13 protein-coding genes and 2 tRNA genes are annotated in these 17,397 nt (G+C 41.9%); 8 read left to right on the top strand and 7 right to left on the bottom strand.

What is annotated here, in order from left to right; all coding sequences use genetic code 11:
- Positions 1-2: 2 nt before the first annotated feature.
- The 3 genes from AAEZ02_RS15400 to AAEZ02_RS15390 all read right to left on the bottom strand — a co-directional run bounded on the left by AAEZ02_RS15400 (position 3) and on the right by AAEZ02_RS15390 (position 3,690).
- Positions 3-1,202, bottom strand: coding sequence for an efflux RND transporter periplasmic adaptor subunit (locus AAEZ02_RS15400; protein ID WP_124012396.1), 1,200 nt, complete (start codon positions 1,200-1,202; stop codon positions 3-5).
- Positions 1,203-1,655: 453 nt separating this feature from the next.
- Entirely contained in the window at positions 1,656-2,876 is a 1,221-nt protein-coding gene (gene srmB, locus AAEZ02_RS15395; RefSeq protein WP_101034265.1) for an ATP-dependent RNA helicase SrmB, read from the bottom strand.
- A 55-nt stretch (positions 2,877-2,931) separates the two neighbouring features.
- A complete protein-coding gene (locus tag AAEZ02_RS15390; RefSeq protein WP_124012395.1) occupies positions 2,932-3,690 on the bottom strand; it encodes a tRNA1(Val) (adenine(37)-N6)-methyltransferase in 759 nt (252 codons plus the stop codon).
- A 477-nt stretch (positions 3,691-4,167) separates the two neighbouring features.
- Here AAEZ02_RS15390 and brnQ point away from each other — a divergent pair, with 477 nt between their 5' ends.
- The 4 genes from brnQ to recJ all read left to right on the top strand — a co-directional run bounded on the left by brnQ (position 4,168) and on the right by recJ (position 9,184).
- The gene (gene brnQ, locus AAEZ02_RS15385) at positions 4,168-5,499 is read left to right on the top strand and encodes a branched-chain amino acid transport system II carrier protein (RefSeq protein ID WP_232772151.1); all 1,332 of its coding nucleotides are present in this window, start codon (positions 4,168-4,170) and stop codon (positions 5,497-5,499) included.
- A gap of 89 nt (positions 5,500-5,588) precedes the next feature.
- Positions 5,589-6,494 carry a site-specific tyrosine recombinase XerD gene (gene xerD, locus AAEZ02_RS15380; protein WP_124012394.1) on the top strand — a complete coding sequence of 302 codons (906 nt, stop codon included), beginning with the start codon at positions 5,589-5,591 and terminating at the stop codon, positions 6,492-6,494.
- A 127-nt stretch (positions 6,495-6,621) separates the two neighbouring features.
- Positions 6,622-7,344, top strand: a complete 723-nt coding sequence (gene dsbC, locus AAEZ02_RS15375) for a bifunctional protein-disulfide isomerase/oxidoreductase DsbC (protein WP_101034268.1) — start codon at positions 6,622-6,624, stop codon at positions 7,342-7,344.
- A gap of 115 nt (positions 7,345-7,459) precedes the next feature.
- Positions 7,460-9,184: a single-stranded-DNA-specific exonuclease RecJ gene (gene recJ / locus AAEZ02_RS15370; RefSeq protein WP_124012393.1), complete on the top strand. Its 1,725-nt coding sequence runs from the start codon at positions 7,460-7,462 to the stop codon at positions 9,182-9,184.
- A gap of 307 nt (positions 9,185-9,491) precedes the next feature.
- Here the strand turns inward: recJ and AAEZ02_RS15365 are convergent.
- From AAEZ02_RS15365 to AAEZ02_RS15355, 3 genes are all read right to left on the bottom strand, one after another.
- Positions 9,492-9,578, bottom strand: a tRNA-Leu gene (locus tag AAEZ02_RS15365).
- A gap of 58 nt (positions 9,579-9,636) precedes the next feature.
- Positions 9,637-9,712 (bottom strand) — tRNA-Phe (locus AAEZ02_RS15360).
- A gap of 329 nt (positions 9,713-10,041) precedes the next feature.
- Positions 10,042-10,803 carry an outer membrane protein assembly factor BamD gene (locus AAEZ02_RS15355; RefSeq protein ID WP_101034270.1) on the bottom strand — a complete coding sequence of 254 codons (762 nt, stop codon included), beginning with the start codon at positions 10,801-10,803 and terminating at the stop codon, positions 10,042-10,044.
- Positions 10,804-10,937: 134 nt separating this feature from the next.
- Between AAEZ02_RS15355 and rluD the strand changes: the two genes are divergently transcribed.
- The 3 genes from rluD (at position 10,938) to clpB (ending at position 15,368) form a co-directional block, all read left to right on the top strand.
- Positions 10,938-11,912 (top strand): 23S rRNA pseudouridine(1911/1915/1917) synthase RluD, encoded by a 975-nt coding sequence (gene rluD, locus AAEZ02_RS15350; RefSeq protein ID WP_101034271.1) that lies wholly within the window; start codon positions 10,938-10,940, stop codon positions 11,910-11,912.
- Positions 11,912-12,640, top strand: coding sequence for a peptidoglycan editing factor PgeF (gene pgeF / locus AAEZ02_RS15345; RefSeq protein WP_124012392.1), 729 nt, complete (start codon positions 11,912-11,914; stop codon positions 12,638-12,640). Before rluD ends, pgeF begins: the two co-directional genes overlap by 1 nt.
- 154 nt (positions 12,641-12,794) lie before the next feature.
- Complete coding sequence (gene clpB / locus AAEZ02_RS15340; protein ID WP_124012391.1) at positions 12,795-15,368, top strand: ATP-dependent chaperone ClpB; 2,574 nt, start codon at positions 12,795-12,797, stop codon at positions 15,366-15,368.
- Between the two features lie 62 nt (positions 15,369-15,430).
- Here clpB and AAEZ02_RS15335 read toward each other — a convergent pair whose 3' ends face one another.
- A complete protein-coding gene (locus AAEZ02_RS15335; RefSeq protein ID WP_124012390.1) occupies positions 15,431-15,874 on the bottom strand; it encodes a DUF4124 domain-containing protein in 444 nt (147 codons plus the stop codon).
- Between the two features lie 99 nt (positions 15,875-15,973).
- Here AAEZ02_RS15335 and pssA point away from each other — a divergent pair, with 99 nt between their 5' ends.
- Positions 15,974-16,822, top strand: a complete 849-nt coding sequence (gene pssA / locus AAEZ02_RS15330; protein ID WP_233768623.1) for a CDP-diacylglycerol--serine O-phosphatidyltransferase — start codon at positions 15,974-15,976, stop codon at positions 16,820-16,822.
- Positions 16,823-17,397: the final 575 nt, after the last annotated feature.

Here is a 17,397-nt window from a genome sequence, read left to right as displayed (position 1 = left end):
TCTTATTCACCTGCAGTCGTAGCGGCTTGGGCGTCAGTATCGACTGGAGCTGACTGGGTTTCTTCTCCGAGCACTTTAATGATCTGCCCAGAATTCAAACTATTAATGCTAGTCATGGATACTCGCTCATTTGCCTTGAAGCTGCCTTGAATATAAATGGTATCGGCATCTGAACGAATAACATTCACTGGGCGCATCTCGATAATATTGTCTGCACCAACAACGGCAACCTGACCATTTCGTACCACGTGACGTGGCAGTTTTACTACATTATTAACCGTGCGGCCTGTGATGACGGCGTTCACAAAGCTGCCATATTTTAAGGGTAATTGTCCTTCAGTTTTATTTTTGCGTAAATACGGATCATGTATTTCTGCGACTAGATACACCATGCGAGTTTGCTCGTCGATGACGTTTTCGCTGCGAACAATATTGCCTTGCCAAGTGACTTGTTTACCTGCCAGAAATGCGGTGAGTGTGACAGCGGTTTCAGGATTATCAACCGACTCTAAATACGCGAGATCTGCATTTGTTAATGGCAGTCTAATTTCAGCAATACTGGTGTTGTAGAGTTCACCTAAGTTAGTGCCCAAGGTTACGTACTGACCTAAGTCGACATTGCGTGCTTTGATAATGCCATCAAATGGGGCCCTAATTACTGTACGTGCTAAGTTGCGTTGTGCACGGGCTAATGCGGCTTGTGCATATTTGACGTTAGCTTGTTCTTTTTTTAGCTGTGGGATCCGTAATCCGAGCTCTGGTGGTAAACCGGTACCAAAATCTTTAAATTCAATTTTAGCGACTACACCACGGGCTTTTTCTTCATTCAATGCGGCGGTTGCTTGAGCAAGTGTCGCCTCTGCCTGTATTAGATCCGCTTCGTAATCAGAGGGTTCAATAATGGCAAGTTGTTGGCCTTGCTTTACGACACCGCCAGCAACAAAGTCTGCTGAAATGTTCAGTAAACGCCCTTGAACTTCGGTGACTAACTGGGTTTTATATTTGGGATTAACCACGCCGTATGACGGTAAGTTGAGCGACAAGGTTTGCGGCGTGATGGTTTGCACATCAATAATGGGCACGCTAATGGGTTCATCTTTTTGCTCGGGTGCTTCTTGTGTGCTGATAAGCAGCATGGCTGCGGCAACAAACACAGCAATGATAAGCAGTGGTGATGATCTTCTTAATATGGTTTTTATCATTTCTATTGCGTATCCATGCTGAAATAATGCTTTAGACAGTTAACTACGTTGGCTAACATGTTCATTCAAATTCATTTTATTACTCATAGCGTCTAAATTAACAGAGTATTACGTTTATCTAAATAGTTTGATGTAAATAAAATGTTTCATAAAGTTATGTTTTTTCTGATTTGGCGATAAACACTTAATAAACTGATTTTTTTTGCCATGTTTGAATAGAGATAAAATAATCCATTATATTTTATCTCTTATTAATTAGTAGGTTATATTAGATTATTCGGGTTAGTGTTTTTTGTGCACAAATTGACATTAGTTGACACTTTCTGGCTGTATTATGTCTATTTAATGATGCGATATAGTGCTTTGAGGATAAAAAAAGCGAATTACTGAGTAATTCGCTTTAATAATCGTTAGTCAAGGTATTCTAGGACGAGGTATAGCTAAACCTGTAGGTTACTTTTTCTTGTACTTTTTCGATGTCACTCTAGCCTCTTTTGCATTGGCTTTTTTCTTACCTGGGACCTTGGCTTCTTTGTGTTTAGGACGAAGTTCTTCAATCACGCGGCGTTTAAGCGGTAATTCAATGTATCGTTCAATTTTAGAAATAATACGCATATCGTGCGCTTCAACTAATGAAATCGCGGTTCCTTTAGCGCCAGCACGAGCGGTGCGGCCAATTCGATGAACATAGGCATCAGCAGAGCGGGGCATGTCAAAGTTGATGACATGGGTAATGTCATCAACATCAATTCCTCGAGCAGCAACATCTGTCGCCAATAGCACGTTGACTTCGCCCTTAGAAAAACGCCCCAGTGCTTGGAAGCGTTTTTTCTGTTCCATATCGCCACGCATAAATGCACAAGGGATATTCGCTTTTAGCAATAAGCCTTCTAAGCTGGCAACCATTTCGCGAGTTTTAACAAACACTATGGTGCGTTTAACGTTTTCTTGCTGAAGAATGTGGCATAACAACGCAAATTTATGTGCTTGATCATCGGCCAAATGCACCCACTGATGCACTTTGGCTTTTTCACTGCGTGGCGCTTCTACATCGACCACTACCGGATCGTTTAACAATTCGCGAGCGAAACGGTTAACCCCATTGCCTTCAAGTGTGGCAGAAAACAACATATTTTGTTTGCGGCCTTGAGCTTCAATGGCAATAGATTGCACTACTGACGAGAATCCCATATCAAGCATACGATCAGCTTCATCAATAATGAGAATCTCCACTTCAGTGGCATCAAATTTATCTTTATCTAAGTATTCCATTAATCGACCTGGGGTGGCGATCAATATATCAACATTGTCTGCAAGTGCTTCTTCTTGTGGGCCATATGGCACACCACCTGTAATGATGACGATATTAAGATCAAGCCCAGTGGCTAAATGACTTGCATAACGATGAATTTGACTGGCTAATTCACGCGTTGGCGTTAGCACCAAAATACGTGCTTGGCCTTCAAAACGCCGAGGGAAGTCGATTAAATGCTGTAATGCAGGCAGTAAAAAGCTAGCCGTTTTCCCTGTGCCGGTAGGCGCTCGCGCTAAAATATCCCGCTGGTCCATGGCCAATGGGATCGTTTGTTGTTGAATTGTGGTAGGGCTGTGATGTCCCATGGCCTTGAGTGACTCTAATAAGCTAGGGTCGAGCTGGAAATCTTCAAATTGCATGCACTTGGGTCTCGCTGAAAAATAGTTGAGTATTATAACTGACCTAATGAGCAGGCTAAAGCTTTAAGTAGAACTCGCGGCATAAATCTGCCATAGCTTGGCTGTATTGTCCGTGTTTGTCGCGGATCACCAGTTGTAGACATTGAGTTTCAATGGTGACCTTGTTATTGGTTTGTCGGGGATTAACCCTCATTGGGTCGTATTGTATTGCCAATAGTGCTCTATTGGGAGACTTTCCCTCAACACTAATAACATCAAGGTGTTTTATAACGAATAAACCATGAGCGTTAAGTTGTTGCCTAAAACGGGCTAAACTTTGTTGCGGTAGAATAATACTAGCCGTGCCTTGGGGAGCAAGTAATTGACCGATCACGTACTGTAACTCAGCGAAAGATAAGGTGTTGGTATGCCTTGCGTCGGCTCGTGCGCTATTTTTGGCCTGCAAACCCTGTTCAAAGTAAGGCGGGTTACAAATGATATGATCGAATAACGGTGCTGATATTTGATTATGTTGTTGTTGAAAATGCTGAATAGCACCTTGAAATAGCTGAATTTTCTCAGGCCAAGGGCTTTGTTGAATATTATATTGGCAGGCATTTGCTGCTGCACCGTCTAATTCTACAGCAGTAATACTGGCGTTATGAGGGCTGCGCTGTGCAGCCATCAGGCTTAGCAAGCCACTTCCTGCACCAATATCGAGAATGTTGCTAGATTGCGATAATTCAGCCCAAGCACCGAGTAAAACCCCATCTGTACTGACTGACATTCCACACTGTTTATCATCGATATGAAATTGCTTAAACGTAAAAGACATAGATAATAGAGTACTCTTTGGGCTGTATGAACGACTCAATAGGATCATAGCGGCTTTGGTTTTTACTGTCGCGGTTTAATTGCCAGCGCTTGTCATCGTTGATTTTTTGTAATGCTAAATTAACTTAAAAACAATAGATGTGCTGAATATGTACACAAGCCTTGCCACAAATCGCAACTAAATAGGTTTTTTTAATTGTTTGGAGTGCTGAAGCTTGAGTATTAAGGCGATATTTGATATTAGTCTGCACACTTTTTTACGCATTAAATTGAGTAGAAAGTCTAATTTAAGCTATTTTGGCTGGAACATGACACTGAAAATAGAACTAACAGCTCGTTTCCGTTGTTGTCTTAACAAATTGAGTATTTTTCAAGTGTATTTTTAACTTTACAAATCATTGTTGGTTCAGTTTAGCAGTAGCTAATGATGGTGTAATCAATTAGGTTTGTAAAAAATAACAACAAAGCGGAGTGAGTAGTGCAAACAACCAAAATGAGTGTAACGGATACGCTTGGGTTAGGATTTATGACCTTTGCGTTTTTTTTAGGGGCGGGTAACTTAATTTTCCCTCCTTTTGCTGGCATGCTTGCTGGCGAGAATATGTCTTTTGCGATGTTCGGTTTCTTAATTACTGCAGTGGGTATGCCGTTGATAGGCTTAATTGCGGTTGCCAAATCCAACGGTAAAGTGATGGCATTATTACCTGGATTTGCTGCAACGGCATTAGCCATTGCTATTTATATTATTATTGGCCCGGCATTTGCGGCCCCGCGTACCGCTCTGGTGGCGTTCGAAATTGGTGCAAGACCTTTTATCGGTAATCCTGATGCACTGATGATGTTAGGCGGTAAAGAATTCAATATTGCCCAACTTATTTATACTTTAGTGTTTTTCTCCGTGGTGATGTTTTTATCTTTATATCCAGGCCAATTACTGGACAGCGTAGGGAAAGTGCTTACGCCAGTATTAATTTTATTATTGGTGGGATTGGCCAGTTCAGTGATTATTATTCCTGGCGCAGAGGTGAGCCAACCCGTTGGTGATTACATTAATAGTCCATTAACGAAAGGGATTATTGAAGGTTATAATACCATGGACACCTTGGCATCTTTGATGTTTGGTATGTTAATCATCGATTTATTACGCAAAAAAGGTGTCAATGAAGCCGCTGATCAAACCAAGTATTTAATTCGTGCCGCCTTTATTGCTGCTGGTGGTCTAGCATTTGTGTATATTTCTTTGTTTTATCTTGGTGCTTCTGCGGGTGATTTTGCCATTGGCGCTGACAATGGCGGGCAAATTTTAACCAACTACGTCACGTATCACTTCGGTAATCTTGGTTCACTATTGTTATCGACCGTTGTCACCTTAGCCTGTTTAACCACGGCAGTCGGTTTAGTTACTGCGTGTGCTGAATTTTTTAATGAATTATTACCGCGCTTGTCGTATAAATTGTTGGTTGTCCTGCTAAGTGCAGTGTGTGCCACCGTTGCAAACGTTGGTTTAGCGCAATTAATTAGTGTGAGTATTCCGGTGTTAATGACGATTTACCCAGTCGCTATTGCATTAGTGTTGGTCACTTTCTTAACGGAGCGTTTTGCTCGACCTGAGTTTTCGCACCGAATAGTGCTAACTGTGGCACTTTTTTTCGGCATTTTCGATGGGTTACAAACCGCGGGGATGGACATGAGCTTCTTAGATTTTATGCCATTACATGCTGAGGGTATGGCTTGGTTGCTGCCTACGGCGTTGACCGCGATTGTGTGTTTGTTTTTACCCAAAAAGAGGCTTCAAAAAGTGCAGGCTTAAACGTTAAATAGGCCATAATAAACGGATCAATATAACGGCGTTATGATAGATTATCTAACGTCGTTTTTTATTATTTATTGGAAACTGCTTTGGCCAAACCTGCTTATCAACCCGATCCATTAATTAACCAGTTTGTTGATGACTTATGGTCAACTAACGGGTTAAGTGATAATACATTGGCATCCTATCGCACCGACATACAACATTTAGAACGTTATGTGTTGTCTCAGGGAAAAGACTTACTGCAAGTTGATCAAGCCGTGTTGCGCGACTACCTCGCAGAGCGTTTTGACAAACAATTTGCTAAAAGCAGTACCGCCAGATTACTCAGTAGTTTACGGCGTTTTTATGCTTACTTATTGGTAAAAAAGCAAATTAGCCAAGATCCGACCTCATTGATTAAGTCGCCTAAGTTAGTTCGTCAGTTGCCTGATACCTTGTCTGAGGCACAAATTGAGTGTTTATTATCTGAGCCTAATACCGACGATCCGATTGAATGTCGTGATAAAGCCATGTTGGAACTCTTGTATGCCACCGGGTTGCGCGTGACTGAATTAGTGAGCTTAACGATGGAGCAAATCAGTTTGCGTCAAGGTTTAGTCCGAGTGATGGGTAAAGGCGGCAAAGAACGTTTGGTTCCATTGGGTGAAGTGGCCATTACTGAGGTTGAACAGTATATTAAGTTTGCTCGTACTGAATTGTTAAATATGAAACAGTCCGATGTACTGTTTCCGTCACGTCGTGGGCAAATGATGACTCGGCAAACTTTCTGGCATCGAATTAAGTTGTATGCGGCAAGGTCTGGAATTGAGTGCCATTTATCACCGCATACGTTACGACATGCCTTTGCCACTCACTTATTAAATCACGGTGCTGACCTACGGGTTGTACAACTTTTGTTGGGACATAGTGATTTATCAACCACTCAAATATATACTCATGTGGCAAAAGTGCGTTTGCAGCAATTGCATAGCCAGCATCATCCGCGCGGTTGAGTGCGAGGTTGATCAAATCCTTACATTTAAGCCTGTGAGTTTAGTTGCGTTAGCTAAACTAAGCCTGTAAGTTTTATTGACAAAATCGGGTCTATTCACTTTGAACCCGTGTAATTTAGGAATTATCATGAAGTTAACCAAAACATTAGCCCTTGTTGCCAGCCTTGTTATCACTCCAATGGTGTCAGCTGCGTCTGATGTAGCCAACGAATCAGCATTAAAGCAAAAACTTACCGACACGCTAGGTGTCAACGTGATGACAATTCAGCAATCTCCCATCGACGGTTTATATCAAGTGCTGACCGACCGAGGTGTGTTATACGTCACCAAAGATGGCGCTAAGTTATTTCATGGTAATCTGTATGACATCGACAACGGCATGAAAAACTTAACCGAGGCAGCACTAGCCGGACCTCGTATCGCATTGCTCGAACCATTTGTAGATGAAATGTTGGTTTACAAAGCTAAAAATGAGAAGCATGTCGTCACTGTATTTACCGATGTCGACTGTGGTTATTGCCGTAAGCTACACAATCAAATGCAAGGCTATAATGATTTAGGTATTACGATTCGCTACTTAGCTTATCCGCGTGCAGGCATTCCTTCTGCAAATGCTGATGAGATGCAAGCCGTTTGGTGTGCTAAAGATCCTTTAAAAGCGATGACAGAAGCTAAAGCGGGTGGCAATGTTAAAGCCGCGAGTTGTGATATTGATATTGCGGCGCAATATAAGTTAGGTATGTCGTTTGGTGTTAACGGTACACCCGCACTGATTTTAGAAAATGGAACCATGGTGCCAGGTTATCAAGCTCCGGCAGAATTATTACGTACTATTGAATCAAACTTATAACGCCCACTTATAAATCAAAGTCGTATAGCCTGTGCTATAAACGTAAAATCAAGGTGAGCTTAGGCTCACCTTTTTGTTATGCTCCATTCTCTTATTGCCCGATTAAGGTTGCCTTTTGTCTCATAATATAGTCCGTCGCCCTCAGGTTGATGATAATCATTTACCCAGTTCTTTACCGCCATTACTGAAACAACTCTATGCCCGCCGTGGTGTTAATCAAGATAACTGTGAATTAGTGTTAAGTAAGTTATTGCGTCCCGAGACGATGAAAGGTCTAGCCGAGGCCGCAGTAGTGATCGCTGATGCGATTGTTGCACAGCAATCAATTTTGATTGTTGGCGATTTTGATGCTGATGGTGCGACCTCAACGAGTGTATGCATGCTGGCGTTAAACATGATGGGTGCTAAACGGCTTGATTACCTTATTCCAAATCGGTTTGATTATGGTTATGGTTTAAGTCCTGAAATTGTTGCGGTAGCCTACAAGAAGAGTGCCGATGTATTAATTACCGTTGATAATGGGATATCTTCCATTGAGGGGGTTGCGGCTGCCAAGTTACTGGGCATGACCGTCGTTGTGACAGATCATCATTTACCTGGTAATAGCTTGCCAAATGCTGATGTTATTGTAAATCCCAATCAGCCTGGTTGTCAGTTTGCCAGTAAGTCTATTGCCGGTGTTGGTGTGGCATTTTATCTGATGTCAGCTTTGCGAGCAGAATTAAGGCAACGTAATTGGTATCAACAGCAACAAATTACTGAGCCAAATCTGGCAACATTACTTGATATTGTCGCCTTGGGTACTGTCGCGGATGTGGTGTCGTTAGACACTAATAACCGTATTTTAGTCAATGCTGGTTTACAGCGTGTTAGAAGTGGCCGCTGTCGAGTTGGTATTACCGCGTTGCTAGAAGTCGCCAAACGCAGCCCTGCAAAGATGGTTGCTGCCGATTTTGGTTTTGCGGTTGGTCCCAGATTAAATGCTGCTGGCCGCCTAGATGAAATGGCGCTGGGGGTAGAAACCTTACTGTGTGAAGACATCATGTTGGCAAGAAGAATGGCTGCCGAACTGGATGGACTAAACCAAGAGCGGCGTGAACTTGAAACCGGCATGCAACAAGAGGCATTAAAGAGTTTATTGCAAGTGTCGCTTAATGAAGATGATTTACCCTGGGGCATCGCCATTTTTAAGGATGATTGGCATCAAGGCGTGATTGGTATTTTGGCATCACGGATTAAAGATCGCTATCATCGCCCTGTTATTGCCTTTGCTGATGCGGGGGATGGTCAAATAAAAGGTTCTGCCCGCTCGATTAAAGGACTGCATATGCGAGATTTACTCGAACGCATTAATAGTGGCTATCCTGGGATGATAACTAAGTTTGGTGGTCATGCGATGGCGGCAGGATTATCATTAAAAGCTGACGTATTTGAACAATTTAAACAAGCCTTTGATGATGCGGTAAGAGAAATATTGGATTATGAACAGCTGACCGGAGAGTTACTGTCAGACGGCGAGCTGTCAAGTGAGCTAATGACCCTTGATACTGCATTTATGTTACGTAATGCGGGACCGTGGGGACAGTCGTTTGAAGAGCCTTTATTTGATGGCATATTTAATGTTATCCAGCAGCGCATTGTCGGCGAGAAACATTTAAAGCTATTGTTAGAGACCCAATGTGGCAGTTCGATGTTAGACGGTATTGCCTTTAATGTGGATTTAGCAATATGGCCTGACGCAACCATTAAACATGCCCGAGTGGTCTATAAGCTTGATGTTAATGAGTTTAGAGGTAAACAAACCGTGCAGTTAATGGTGGATTATATTGAGCCGATGTAATTGCTTTTTTATGTGGTAGCGGATTGTTCTGGCGAGTTGAATGACTTGCCAGTGAAAAACGGTTTGATAGTACCTTGCGACATATTGATATTTAAGCGCTAACTTGCAACTGAGTTTTATGGCGAACTCACGGATCATTTACAGTGTGCTATTGCTGTAAGTTAGCTGCCGTAAGTGAAGAAGGGGTGATGTCGTACTATTTGAATAAACCAACATAGTTTGTCTTGGCATTTCGAAATGAGATAGACAATCAAAACAAAAAGGCCTCGCAATGCGAGGCCTTTTTGTTAAAACGGATAAAGTTATTTGGTACAGGTGAGAGGACTTGAACCTCCACGCCCTTACGAGCATCAGCACCTGAAGCTGACGTGTCTACCAATTCCACCACACCTGCAAAACATTATTGCAAAATAACTTTATTTTATTAGTCGCTGTAGCCACCAATATAAATATGGTGCCCGAACCCGGAATCGAACCAGGGACACGAGGATTTTCAATCCTCTGCTCTACCGACTGAGCTATTCGGGCGACGGACGCAATTTAAAGGGTTTTGACCTGCTGAGTCAACCTGTTTTTTTATATTTATATCAAAATTAGATTTGTTTGGATGTATTTTGGTCGTATCGAGTGTTATTCAGCCAAAGCACCATGGTGTAATAAATACTTCATTCCTATGATGGTTGCTAAGTTAAAAGGTGTTATGGTGCCTTTTTACTGGTGTGATAACAGCGCCAAGTAAAAAGAGTAAAATAAGTAGATATGAAATTTACTAATGCTGATGAGTCAGGTATAAAAAAACGCTCCGAGGAGCGTTTAATGCTAAATATTCGTTAACTGTCGTTGAGCTTCAATAATGACTAGTTAGTTAATATCTCATTATTTGGAAAATTTGCTTTCATCACAGCTTTAACGTTTTGTTGTAATTTTTCCTGACCTAACTCGTCATACGCTTTAGCCATTATCTCTAATGCTCTTTCAGTTAAAGGTGTTCCTGGGAACTTCTCCATGACTGATTGGGCACGAACTGCCGCTGCACTCCATGCGTTCATTTTGATATAATATTCTGCAACTTGAATAGAATATTTCGCTAAACGGTTCTTTAAGAACTGCATACGTTGTTGTGCATCAGCAGCATACTTGCTATTTGGGTACGATTTAATCAATCGGTCAAAATCTTTAAATGCATCTTGGGCATTTTTTGGGTCACGATCGGTACGATCAATATTCATTAAATCGTGAAATAAGTAATTATCTGCCTGCATATTGGTTAAACCACGCATATAATAGACGTAATCTATATTAGGATGCGTTGGATTGAGGCGTAAAAAGCGATCAATATTGGCAAGTCCTGAGGCTGCATCATCCATTTTGTAATACGCAAAAATCAAGTCTAATTGAACTTGAGTTTTGTGCGGACCAAATGGAAAACGAGAGTCCAATGCTTCAAGTGAACGGACGGCTTTAGAGTAATTACCTAATTCCATTGACGTTCGTGCTTGAGAATACAAGACGTCAGGTGATGCTTTACTGGCAACATCAACGTCTTCTGGACTGCTACTACAGGCTGTAATAGCCAGTGAAAGTAATACTAGTGCGGCAACTTTGGCAATTTTATGCATACTTGAATTCAATTCTTTTTAAGTTGTTGTTAAGATTTTTTCTATTTCACGGTAAAATCACGGTAAAATAGAAAACATCCGATTGTAACAGATAGCTCATTCACTTTGGACCCCAAAACTGGGGTACGGTTCCTATGACACAAGAGATTAATCTAAAAAGCGAGATCACAGCAACACAAACCGGTCTGAGGTTAGACCAAGCATTAGCTGGTTTGTTCCCTGACTACTCGCGCACACGCATCAAGGAATGGATCCTATCTGGTGCAATTACTATTGACGGTATCACAGTCGACAAGCCACGGGAAAAGGTTTTCGAAACTCAACAGATAGAAGTGACCGCGACTATCGAAGAAGAAGTGCGGGCAAAAGCGCAAGATATCGCCCTCAACATTATTTATGAAGATGATCATATTTTAGTGGTTAATAAGCAAGCTGGTTTGGTCGTCCATCCTGGTGCGGGTAATGCCGACGGTACATTGATGAACGCATTATTGCACCATTGTCCTGATATTGAGCATGTTCCAAGAGCTGGTATTGTCCACCGCTTAGATAAAGACACCACAGGGTTAATGGTTGTCGCTAAAACGGTTGAAGCACAAACCCATTTAGTTGCAGCTCTACAAGCTCGCGATATCGTTCGTGAATATGAAGCGATTGTATTAGGCACTATGACGGCGGGTGGTACGGTTGATGAGCCTATCGAACGTCATGCTACTCGTCGTACTCAAATGGCAGTGATCCATGGTGGTCGTCCATCGGTGACTCATTACCGTGTTGCAGAAAAGTTTCGTGCTCACACTCGTTTGCGTTTACGTTTAGAATCTGGTCGTACTCATCAAATTCGTGTTCATATGGCACATATTGGTCATGAGTTAGTGGGCGATCCGGTTTATGGTGGCCGTCCTCGTCCGCCTAAATCCGCTAGCCCAGAATTTTTTGAATTACTTAAAAGCTTTAAGCGCCAAGCTTTACACGCCGTGCGTTTAGAACTTGCTCATCCCTTCACCTGTGAGATCATGACTTGGCATGCGCCTATTCCTGATGACATGGTTGAGCTGACAAAAGCACTTCGAGTAGATACTGAGCTTCATCCGATAGTGTATTTATAATGCTCAAGCACGATTGGCCAATACCTGATAATGTCGCCATTGCGATGACTAATCGTTATGGCGGTGTCAGTTTAAGCCCTTTTGATAGTCTAAATTTAGGGCTCCATGTAGGTGATAAGCCTCAACATGTATTGGCTAATCGTGCCATTTTACGCCAACGATTGTCGTTGCCAGCTGAGCCAACTTGGCTCGAGCAAGTTCATGGTACTAACGTTGTTGATGTACAAACATTGATACCAGGTAGCGCTATAGCATTAGCGGATGGCAGTTACAGTAATCAGTTTGGCCATGTTTGCACGGTAATGACCGCCGATTGTTTACCCATATTGTTGTGCAATCAACAAGGCAGTGAAGTAGCCGCTGTTCATGCTGGATGGCGAGGTTTGTGTGAGGGCGTTATCGAGCAGGCATTGGCGATGTTTCATTCTCCACCGTCAAGTTTGATCGCATACTTAGGGCCTGCAATTGGCCCTTCTGCCTTTGAGGTTGGCAGTGAGGTGCGTGATGCTTTTATCAATAAAGACCCACAAGCTTCAATGCACTTTGTTGGCCACAACAGCAAGTATTTAGGCGATTTGGTCGGATTAGCAAGGTTGCGTTTGTCTGCAGCTGGTGTAATTCAAACCTATAGTGCTGATGTGTGTACCTTTACCGATCCTGATTACTTTTCTTATCGTCGCAACAAACAAACGGGTCGAATGGCTTCGCTAATCTGGCTTAAGGCCTAAATTTTGTTATGGCGCTCAAAAAAACAACAATTTTTTGATCTAGGTTATGTTTTAAGCTTGAATTTACATTAAATGCCCCCCATCTTTAAGTTAACAAATTATTCATTTCTGAATTAATTTCCCGTTATATTAGTATCAGATCCTAGGAGATTGTATGAGACTCGATCGTATGACTAATAAGTTTCAAATTGCCATTTCTGATGCCCAATCACTAGCATTGGGACGCGATCATCAATTTATTGAACCTCTTCATTTAATGATGGCGCTATTAAATCAAGATTCTGGTTCTATTCATTCTTTACTCACCCAAGCGGGTATTCGCGTAAGCGCACTTCGCTCAGCTATTAGTCAAGAGTTAGAGCGTTTACCGCAAGTTGAAGGTACTGGTGGTGATGTTCAGCTGTCACAGGGATTAATTCGTTTACTGAATCTGTGTGACAAACTGGCTCAAAAGCGTAAAGATAAATTCATTTCATCGGAATTGTTTGTCTTGGCCGGATTGGAAAATAATGATCCCCTTGCCAAAGCATTAAAAGACTCTGGTGCAAGTAAAGAATTAATGGAGAAAACCATCGAGGACATGCGTGGCGGACAGAAAGTCGATGATCCCAATGCTGAAGATCAACGCCAAGCATTGAAAAAATTTACCGTTGATTTAACTGAGCGCGCTGAGCAAGGTAAATTAGACCCTGTTATTGGTCGTGATGAAGAGATCCGTCGCACTATTCAAGTATTACAACGCCGCACTAAAAATAACCCAGTACTTATTGGTGAGCCAGGTGTGGGTAAAACCGCCATTGTTGAAGGGTTAGCGCAACGTATTATCAATGGTGAAGTCCCTGAAGGGATTAAAAATAAGCGGGTATTATCATTAGACATGGGCTCGTTAATTGCGGGAGCCAAATACCGCGGTGAGTTTGAGGAGCGTTTAAAAGCGGTCTTAAATGAGCTATCCCAAGAAGAAGGCCGAGTCATCTTATTCATTGATGAGTTACACACTATGGTGGGAGCCGGTAAAGGCGAGGGCGCGATGGATGCCGGTAATATGCTTAAACCCGCGTTGGCTCGTGGTGACTTGCATTGTGTCGGGGCCACAACACTCGATGAATACCGACAATATATTGAGAAAGATGCCGCACTAGAACGTCGCTTTCAAAAAGTGATTGTAGATGAGCCCAGTGTTGAAGACACGATTGCCATTTTACGTGGTTTAAAAGAGCGTTACGAATTACATCACCATGTTGAGATTACCGATCCTGCTATTGTGGCCGCCGCTACGATGTCGCATCGTTATATTTCAGATAGAAAATTGCCTGATAAAGCCATCGATTTAATTGATGAAGCAGCGTCTAGTATCAGGATGCAAATTGACTCTAAGCCAGAAGCGCTAGATCGATTAGAACGTCGTGCGATTCAGCTTAAGTTAGAAGAACAAGCGTTAAGTAAAGAGTCCGATGAAGCCAGTCGTAAACGTCTTGATTTTTTACAACATGAATTGAGAGATGTTGAAAGTAAAGCGGCTGAGATGAATGAAATTTGGCATACCGAAAAAGCCGCATTGGCAGGCACACAGCACATTAAGGCCGATCTCGAACAAGCGAGAATGGACTTGGAAGTGGCTCGACGCGCCGGTGACTTAACTCGAATGTCAGAATTGCAATATGGGCGTATTCCTGAGCTTGAAAAACAGTTGGATTTAGCATCACAAGCTGAAATGCAAGATATGACATTGCTGCGTAATAAAGTTACTGATGTTGAAATTGCTGAAGTGCTATCAAAAGCCACCGGTATTCCGGTGTCAAAAATGCTTGAAGGTGAACGAGAAAAACTGTTACACATGGAGGATGCACTCCACCAACGTGTCATCGGTCAAAATGAAGCCGTTGATGCAGTATCGAATGCTATTCGTCGTAGTCGTGCTGGTCTTGCCGATCCTCAACGTCCAATCGGTTCATTTTTATTCCTTGGACCGACAGGTGTCGGTAAAACTGAGCTGTGTAAGGCGTTAGCTAAATTTTTATTCGATAGCGAATCCGCTTTGGTACGTATCGACATGTCTGAGTTTATGGAAAAACACACTGTGTCGCGTCTAGTCGGGGCTCCTCCCGGTTATGTTGGCTATGAAGAAGGCGGATATTTAACCGAAACGGTACGTCGTAAACCTTACTCTGTCATTTTGTTAGACGAAGTTGAGAAGGCGCATCCGGATGTATTTAATGTATTACTGCAAGTGTTAGATGATGGTCGCTTAACCGATGGTCAAGGTAGAACGGTCGATTTTAAAAACACTGTGATTATTATGACCTCAAACCTTGGGTCAGATATTATCCAAGAGGGCTTTGGTCATACGACATATGAGGAGATGAAAGCTGGGGTTATGAATGTTGTGACGCAAAGTTTCCGTCCCGAGTTTTTAAATCGAATCGATGAGTCTGTGGTATTCCATCCCTTAGACGCTGCAAACATCAAGCATATTGCCAGTATTCAATTTGAGTTGCTGCGCAAACGTTTGATTGAAAAGGAGTTCGATATTGAATTGTCTGATGCGGCATTATCATTAATCGCTGAAGCTGGATTCGATCCTGTTTATGGTGCAAGGCCGTTAAAACGAGCATTACAACAAGAAGTAGAGAATCCATTAGCTCAAAAATTACTTCGGGGTCAATTGCTACCGGGTAAAATGATTAAAGTCATAGTGGAAGATGGCAAGCTAGCATTTATTCAATAATGTTATTGAGAATTATTAGATGACATCGGCATAAAAAAGGGAGCATCAGCTCCCTTTTTCTATTATTTACTCTGACAAAATAAGCTAACTCGTTCGGTATTTTCAGCAATTGCAGCTTGCCTTTGCTCTTCTGTCATTACGACCGACTCGCCAGTATCTTTATTTTGCTGATTTAATTTGCTGTGACTCTTTAACACATTAAGGCTGTGCTTAGCACTTTCACAGATATCTTTGGCCTGTTGCTTATCTTTTTCATTAATGATTTTTGCCGATCGTTCTAATTCAGACTCCACTTTAGTTGAGACCTTTTTTTGTGGGGTGTGAGTTCCAATTTTCGATGGTTCTATATCTTCACTATAAATCTTGCGAGCATCTACACTCAAGGGTTGTTGCTGGCTGTAATGTACAACACCAGCAGTATCGACCCAAGTGTAAATCGCCGCCGCTAGTGTGGATGTACTAAATGCTAACGTGGCCAAACCAATCACTATCCGCATAATTCTCATGTGAGTATCCTAGAGCTAATTGACGTTATGCTTGAATGTTTCAAAATATGCTATCTTTGAGTATAAATTCAACATCTAAAACGGTAATGATTGAAGTGTATGCAAAAATCGCCTGATCACCCAGTAAAAAATAAAGGTATTTACCTATTACCTAACTTATTTACAACAGCAGGATTGTTTTCTGGTTTCTATGCTGTCATTTCATCAATGAACGGCCACTTTGAGTCTGCTGCAATTGCTATCTTTATTGCCATGATTTGTGATGGACTTGATGGCAGAGTCGCAAGGCTTACCAATACACAAAGTGATTTCGGAGCTGAATATGACAGTATGGCCGATATGGTTTCATTTGGCATGGCGCCAGCCATTCTTGCCTACAACTGGGCCCTGCAGGATTTAGGTAAAATCGGCTGGTTAGCTGCATTTATCTATTGTGCATGTGCAGCATTAAGATTAGCTCGATTTAACACTCAAGTGGGTGTGGCGGATAAACGATTTTTTCAAGGGCTTGCAAGTCCTGCAGCTGCTGCATTAATTGCTGGGAGTATTTGGAGCGGCACTAAATATGAAGTCGACCCTACAGATATTAGCTATATAGTGGCAATCATCACTGCGTTAACGGGTTTACTGATGGTGAGTAATTTCCGTTATCATTCCTTTAAGGAAGTAGACTGGCGGGGGAAAGTGAATTTCATTGTTATGTTATTGCTGGTAGGGGTCTTCGTTATTATCTCTGTAGAACCTGCAATCATACTTTGTCTTGGTTTCTATATATATGCACTCTCTGGACCCGTGATCACTATCAAAACGATTAAGAAGCTAAAAGTAGAACACATAATGGGTGATGAACCGATAAGCAAAAAAACCACTCAGTCTGATAACCATAGCCATTCATCTTCCCATTCAGCACCAACTGATAAAGTACAACAAAAAGATGATGTCCAATAAGACCTGCTATTAATGGAGCCTCATTGCTTTAAGCTCTGTTAAGTCCACCTCTAACTTCCAACTAGTCTTCTTTGATTGCTTAATGATGCCTACTTAGCAGTAGGCATCTTTCATTTTAATATGATCTAATCGCCATTTGTGTTTTCATTCAGCAAATTTGTACTATAGTTAGTTTCCCTTTTATTGTTTCTTGTATGAGTAAACAAACAAGAACAAACAATAAAAGGACTAATTAAGTTATGAATTGATAGGTTTTGATGTGATTTTAATCGTTTTAACATCGCTTTGTTTGAATTGTGTTCGGTTAGGCGTTGTTTTGATAAATCCATTGAAAAAGGGCTTGCGCTAAATCTTGTATTGCCTATAATGCGCATCCACTGACACGGCAGACAGCGAAAGCAGTCACCGAGTTAGGTTGAATTAAGTGGTTCAAAACACTGAGTTCAAGGCGAAAAGAAAGTTTGAAAAAACACTTGACGCAACAACGGGAAAGCGTAGAATACGCACCCCAAGCCAACGACCTAGCGTCAACGGCCGCTGAATGAAAAATCGAAAGATGTTCATGTTAGCAACGT

This window comes from Shewanella sp. T24-MNA-CIBAN-0130, assembly GCF_040310185.1.
GTDB lineage: Bacteria > Pseudomonadota > Gammaproteobacteria > Enterobacterales > Shewanellaceae > Shewanella > Shewanella psychromarinicola.
Note: the sequence above shows the minus strand (reverse complement) of the source record. Positions and strands in the feature narration are given on the sequence as shown.

Bases quoted from the DNA above. Each gene is read 5' to 3' on its own strand.
- AAEZ02_RS15400 (WP_124012396.1), bottom strand. From the start codon at position 1,202: ATGATAAAAACCATATTAAGAAGATCATCACCACTGCTTATCATTGCT.
- srmB (WP_101034265.1), bottom strand. From the start codon at position 2,876: ATGCAATTTGAAGATTTCCAGCTCGACCCTAGCTTATTAGAGTCACTC.
- AAEZ02_RS15390 (WP_124012395.1), bottom strand. From the start codon at position 3,690: ATGTCTTTTACGTTTAAGCAATTTCATATCGATGATAAACAGTGTGGA.
- dsbC (WP_101034268.1), top strand. From the start codon at position 6,622: ATGAAGTTAACCAAAACATTAGCCCTTGTTGCCAGCCTTGTTATCACT.
- AAEZ02_RS15355 (WP_101034270.1), bottom strand. From the start codon at position 10,803: ATGCATAAAATTGCCAAAGTTGCCGCACTAGTATTACTTTCACTGGCT.
- rluD (WP_101034271.1), top strand. From the start codon at position 10,938: ATGACACAAGAGATTAATCTAAAAAGCGAGATCACAGCAACACAAACC.
- pgeF (WP_124012392.1), top strand. From the start codon at position 11,912: ATGCTCAAGCACGATTGGCCAATACCTGATAATGTCGCCATTGCGATG.
- clpB (WP_124012391.1), top strand. From the start codon at position 12,795: ATGAGACTCGATCGTATGACTAATAAGTTTCAAATTGCCATTTCTGAT.
- AAEZ02_RS15335 (WP_124012390.1), bottom strand. From the start codon at position 15,874: ATGAGAATTATGCGGATAGTGATTGGTTTGGCCACGTTAGCATTTAGT.
- pssA (WP_233768623.1), top strand. From the start codon at position 15,974: ATGCAAAAATCGCCTGATCACCCAGTAAAAAATAAAGGTATTTACCTA.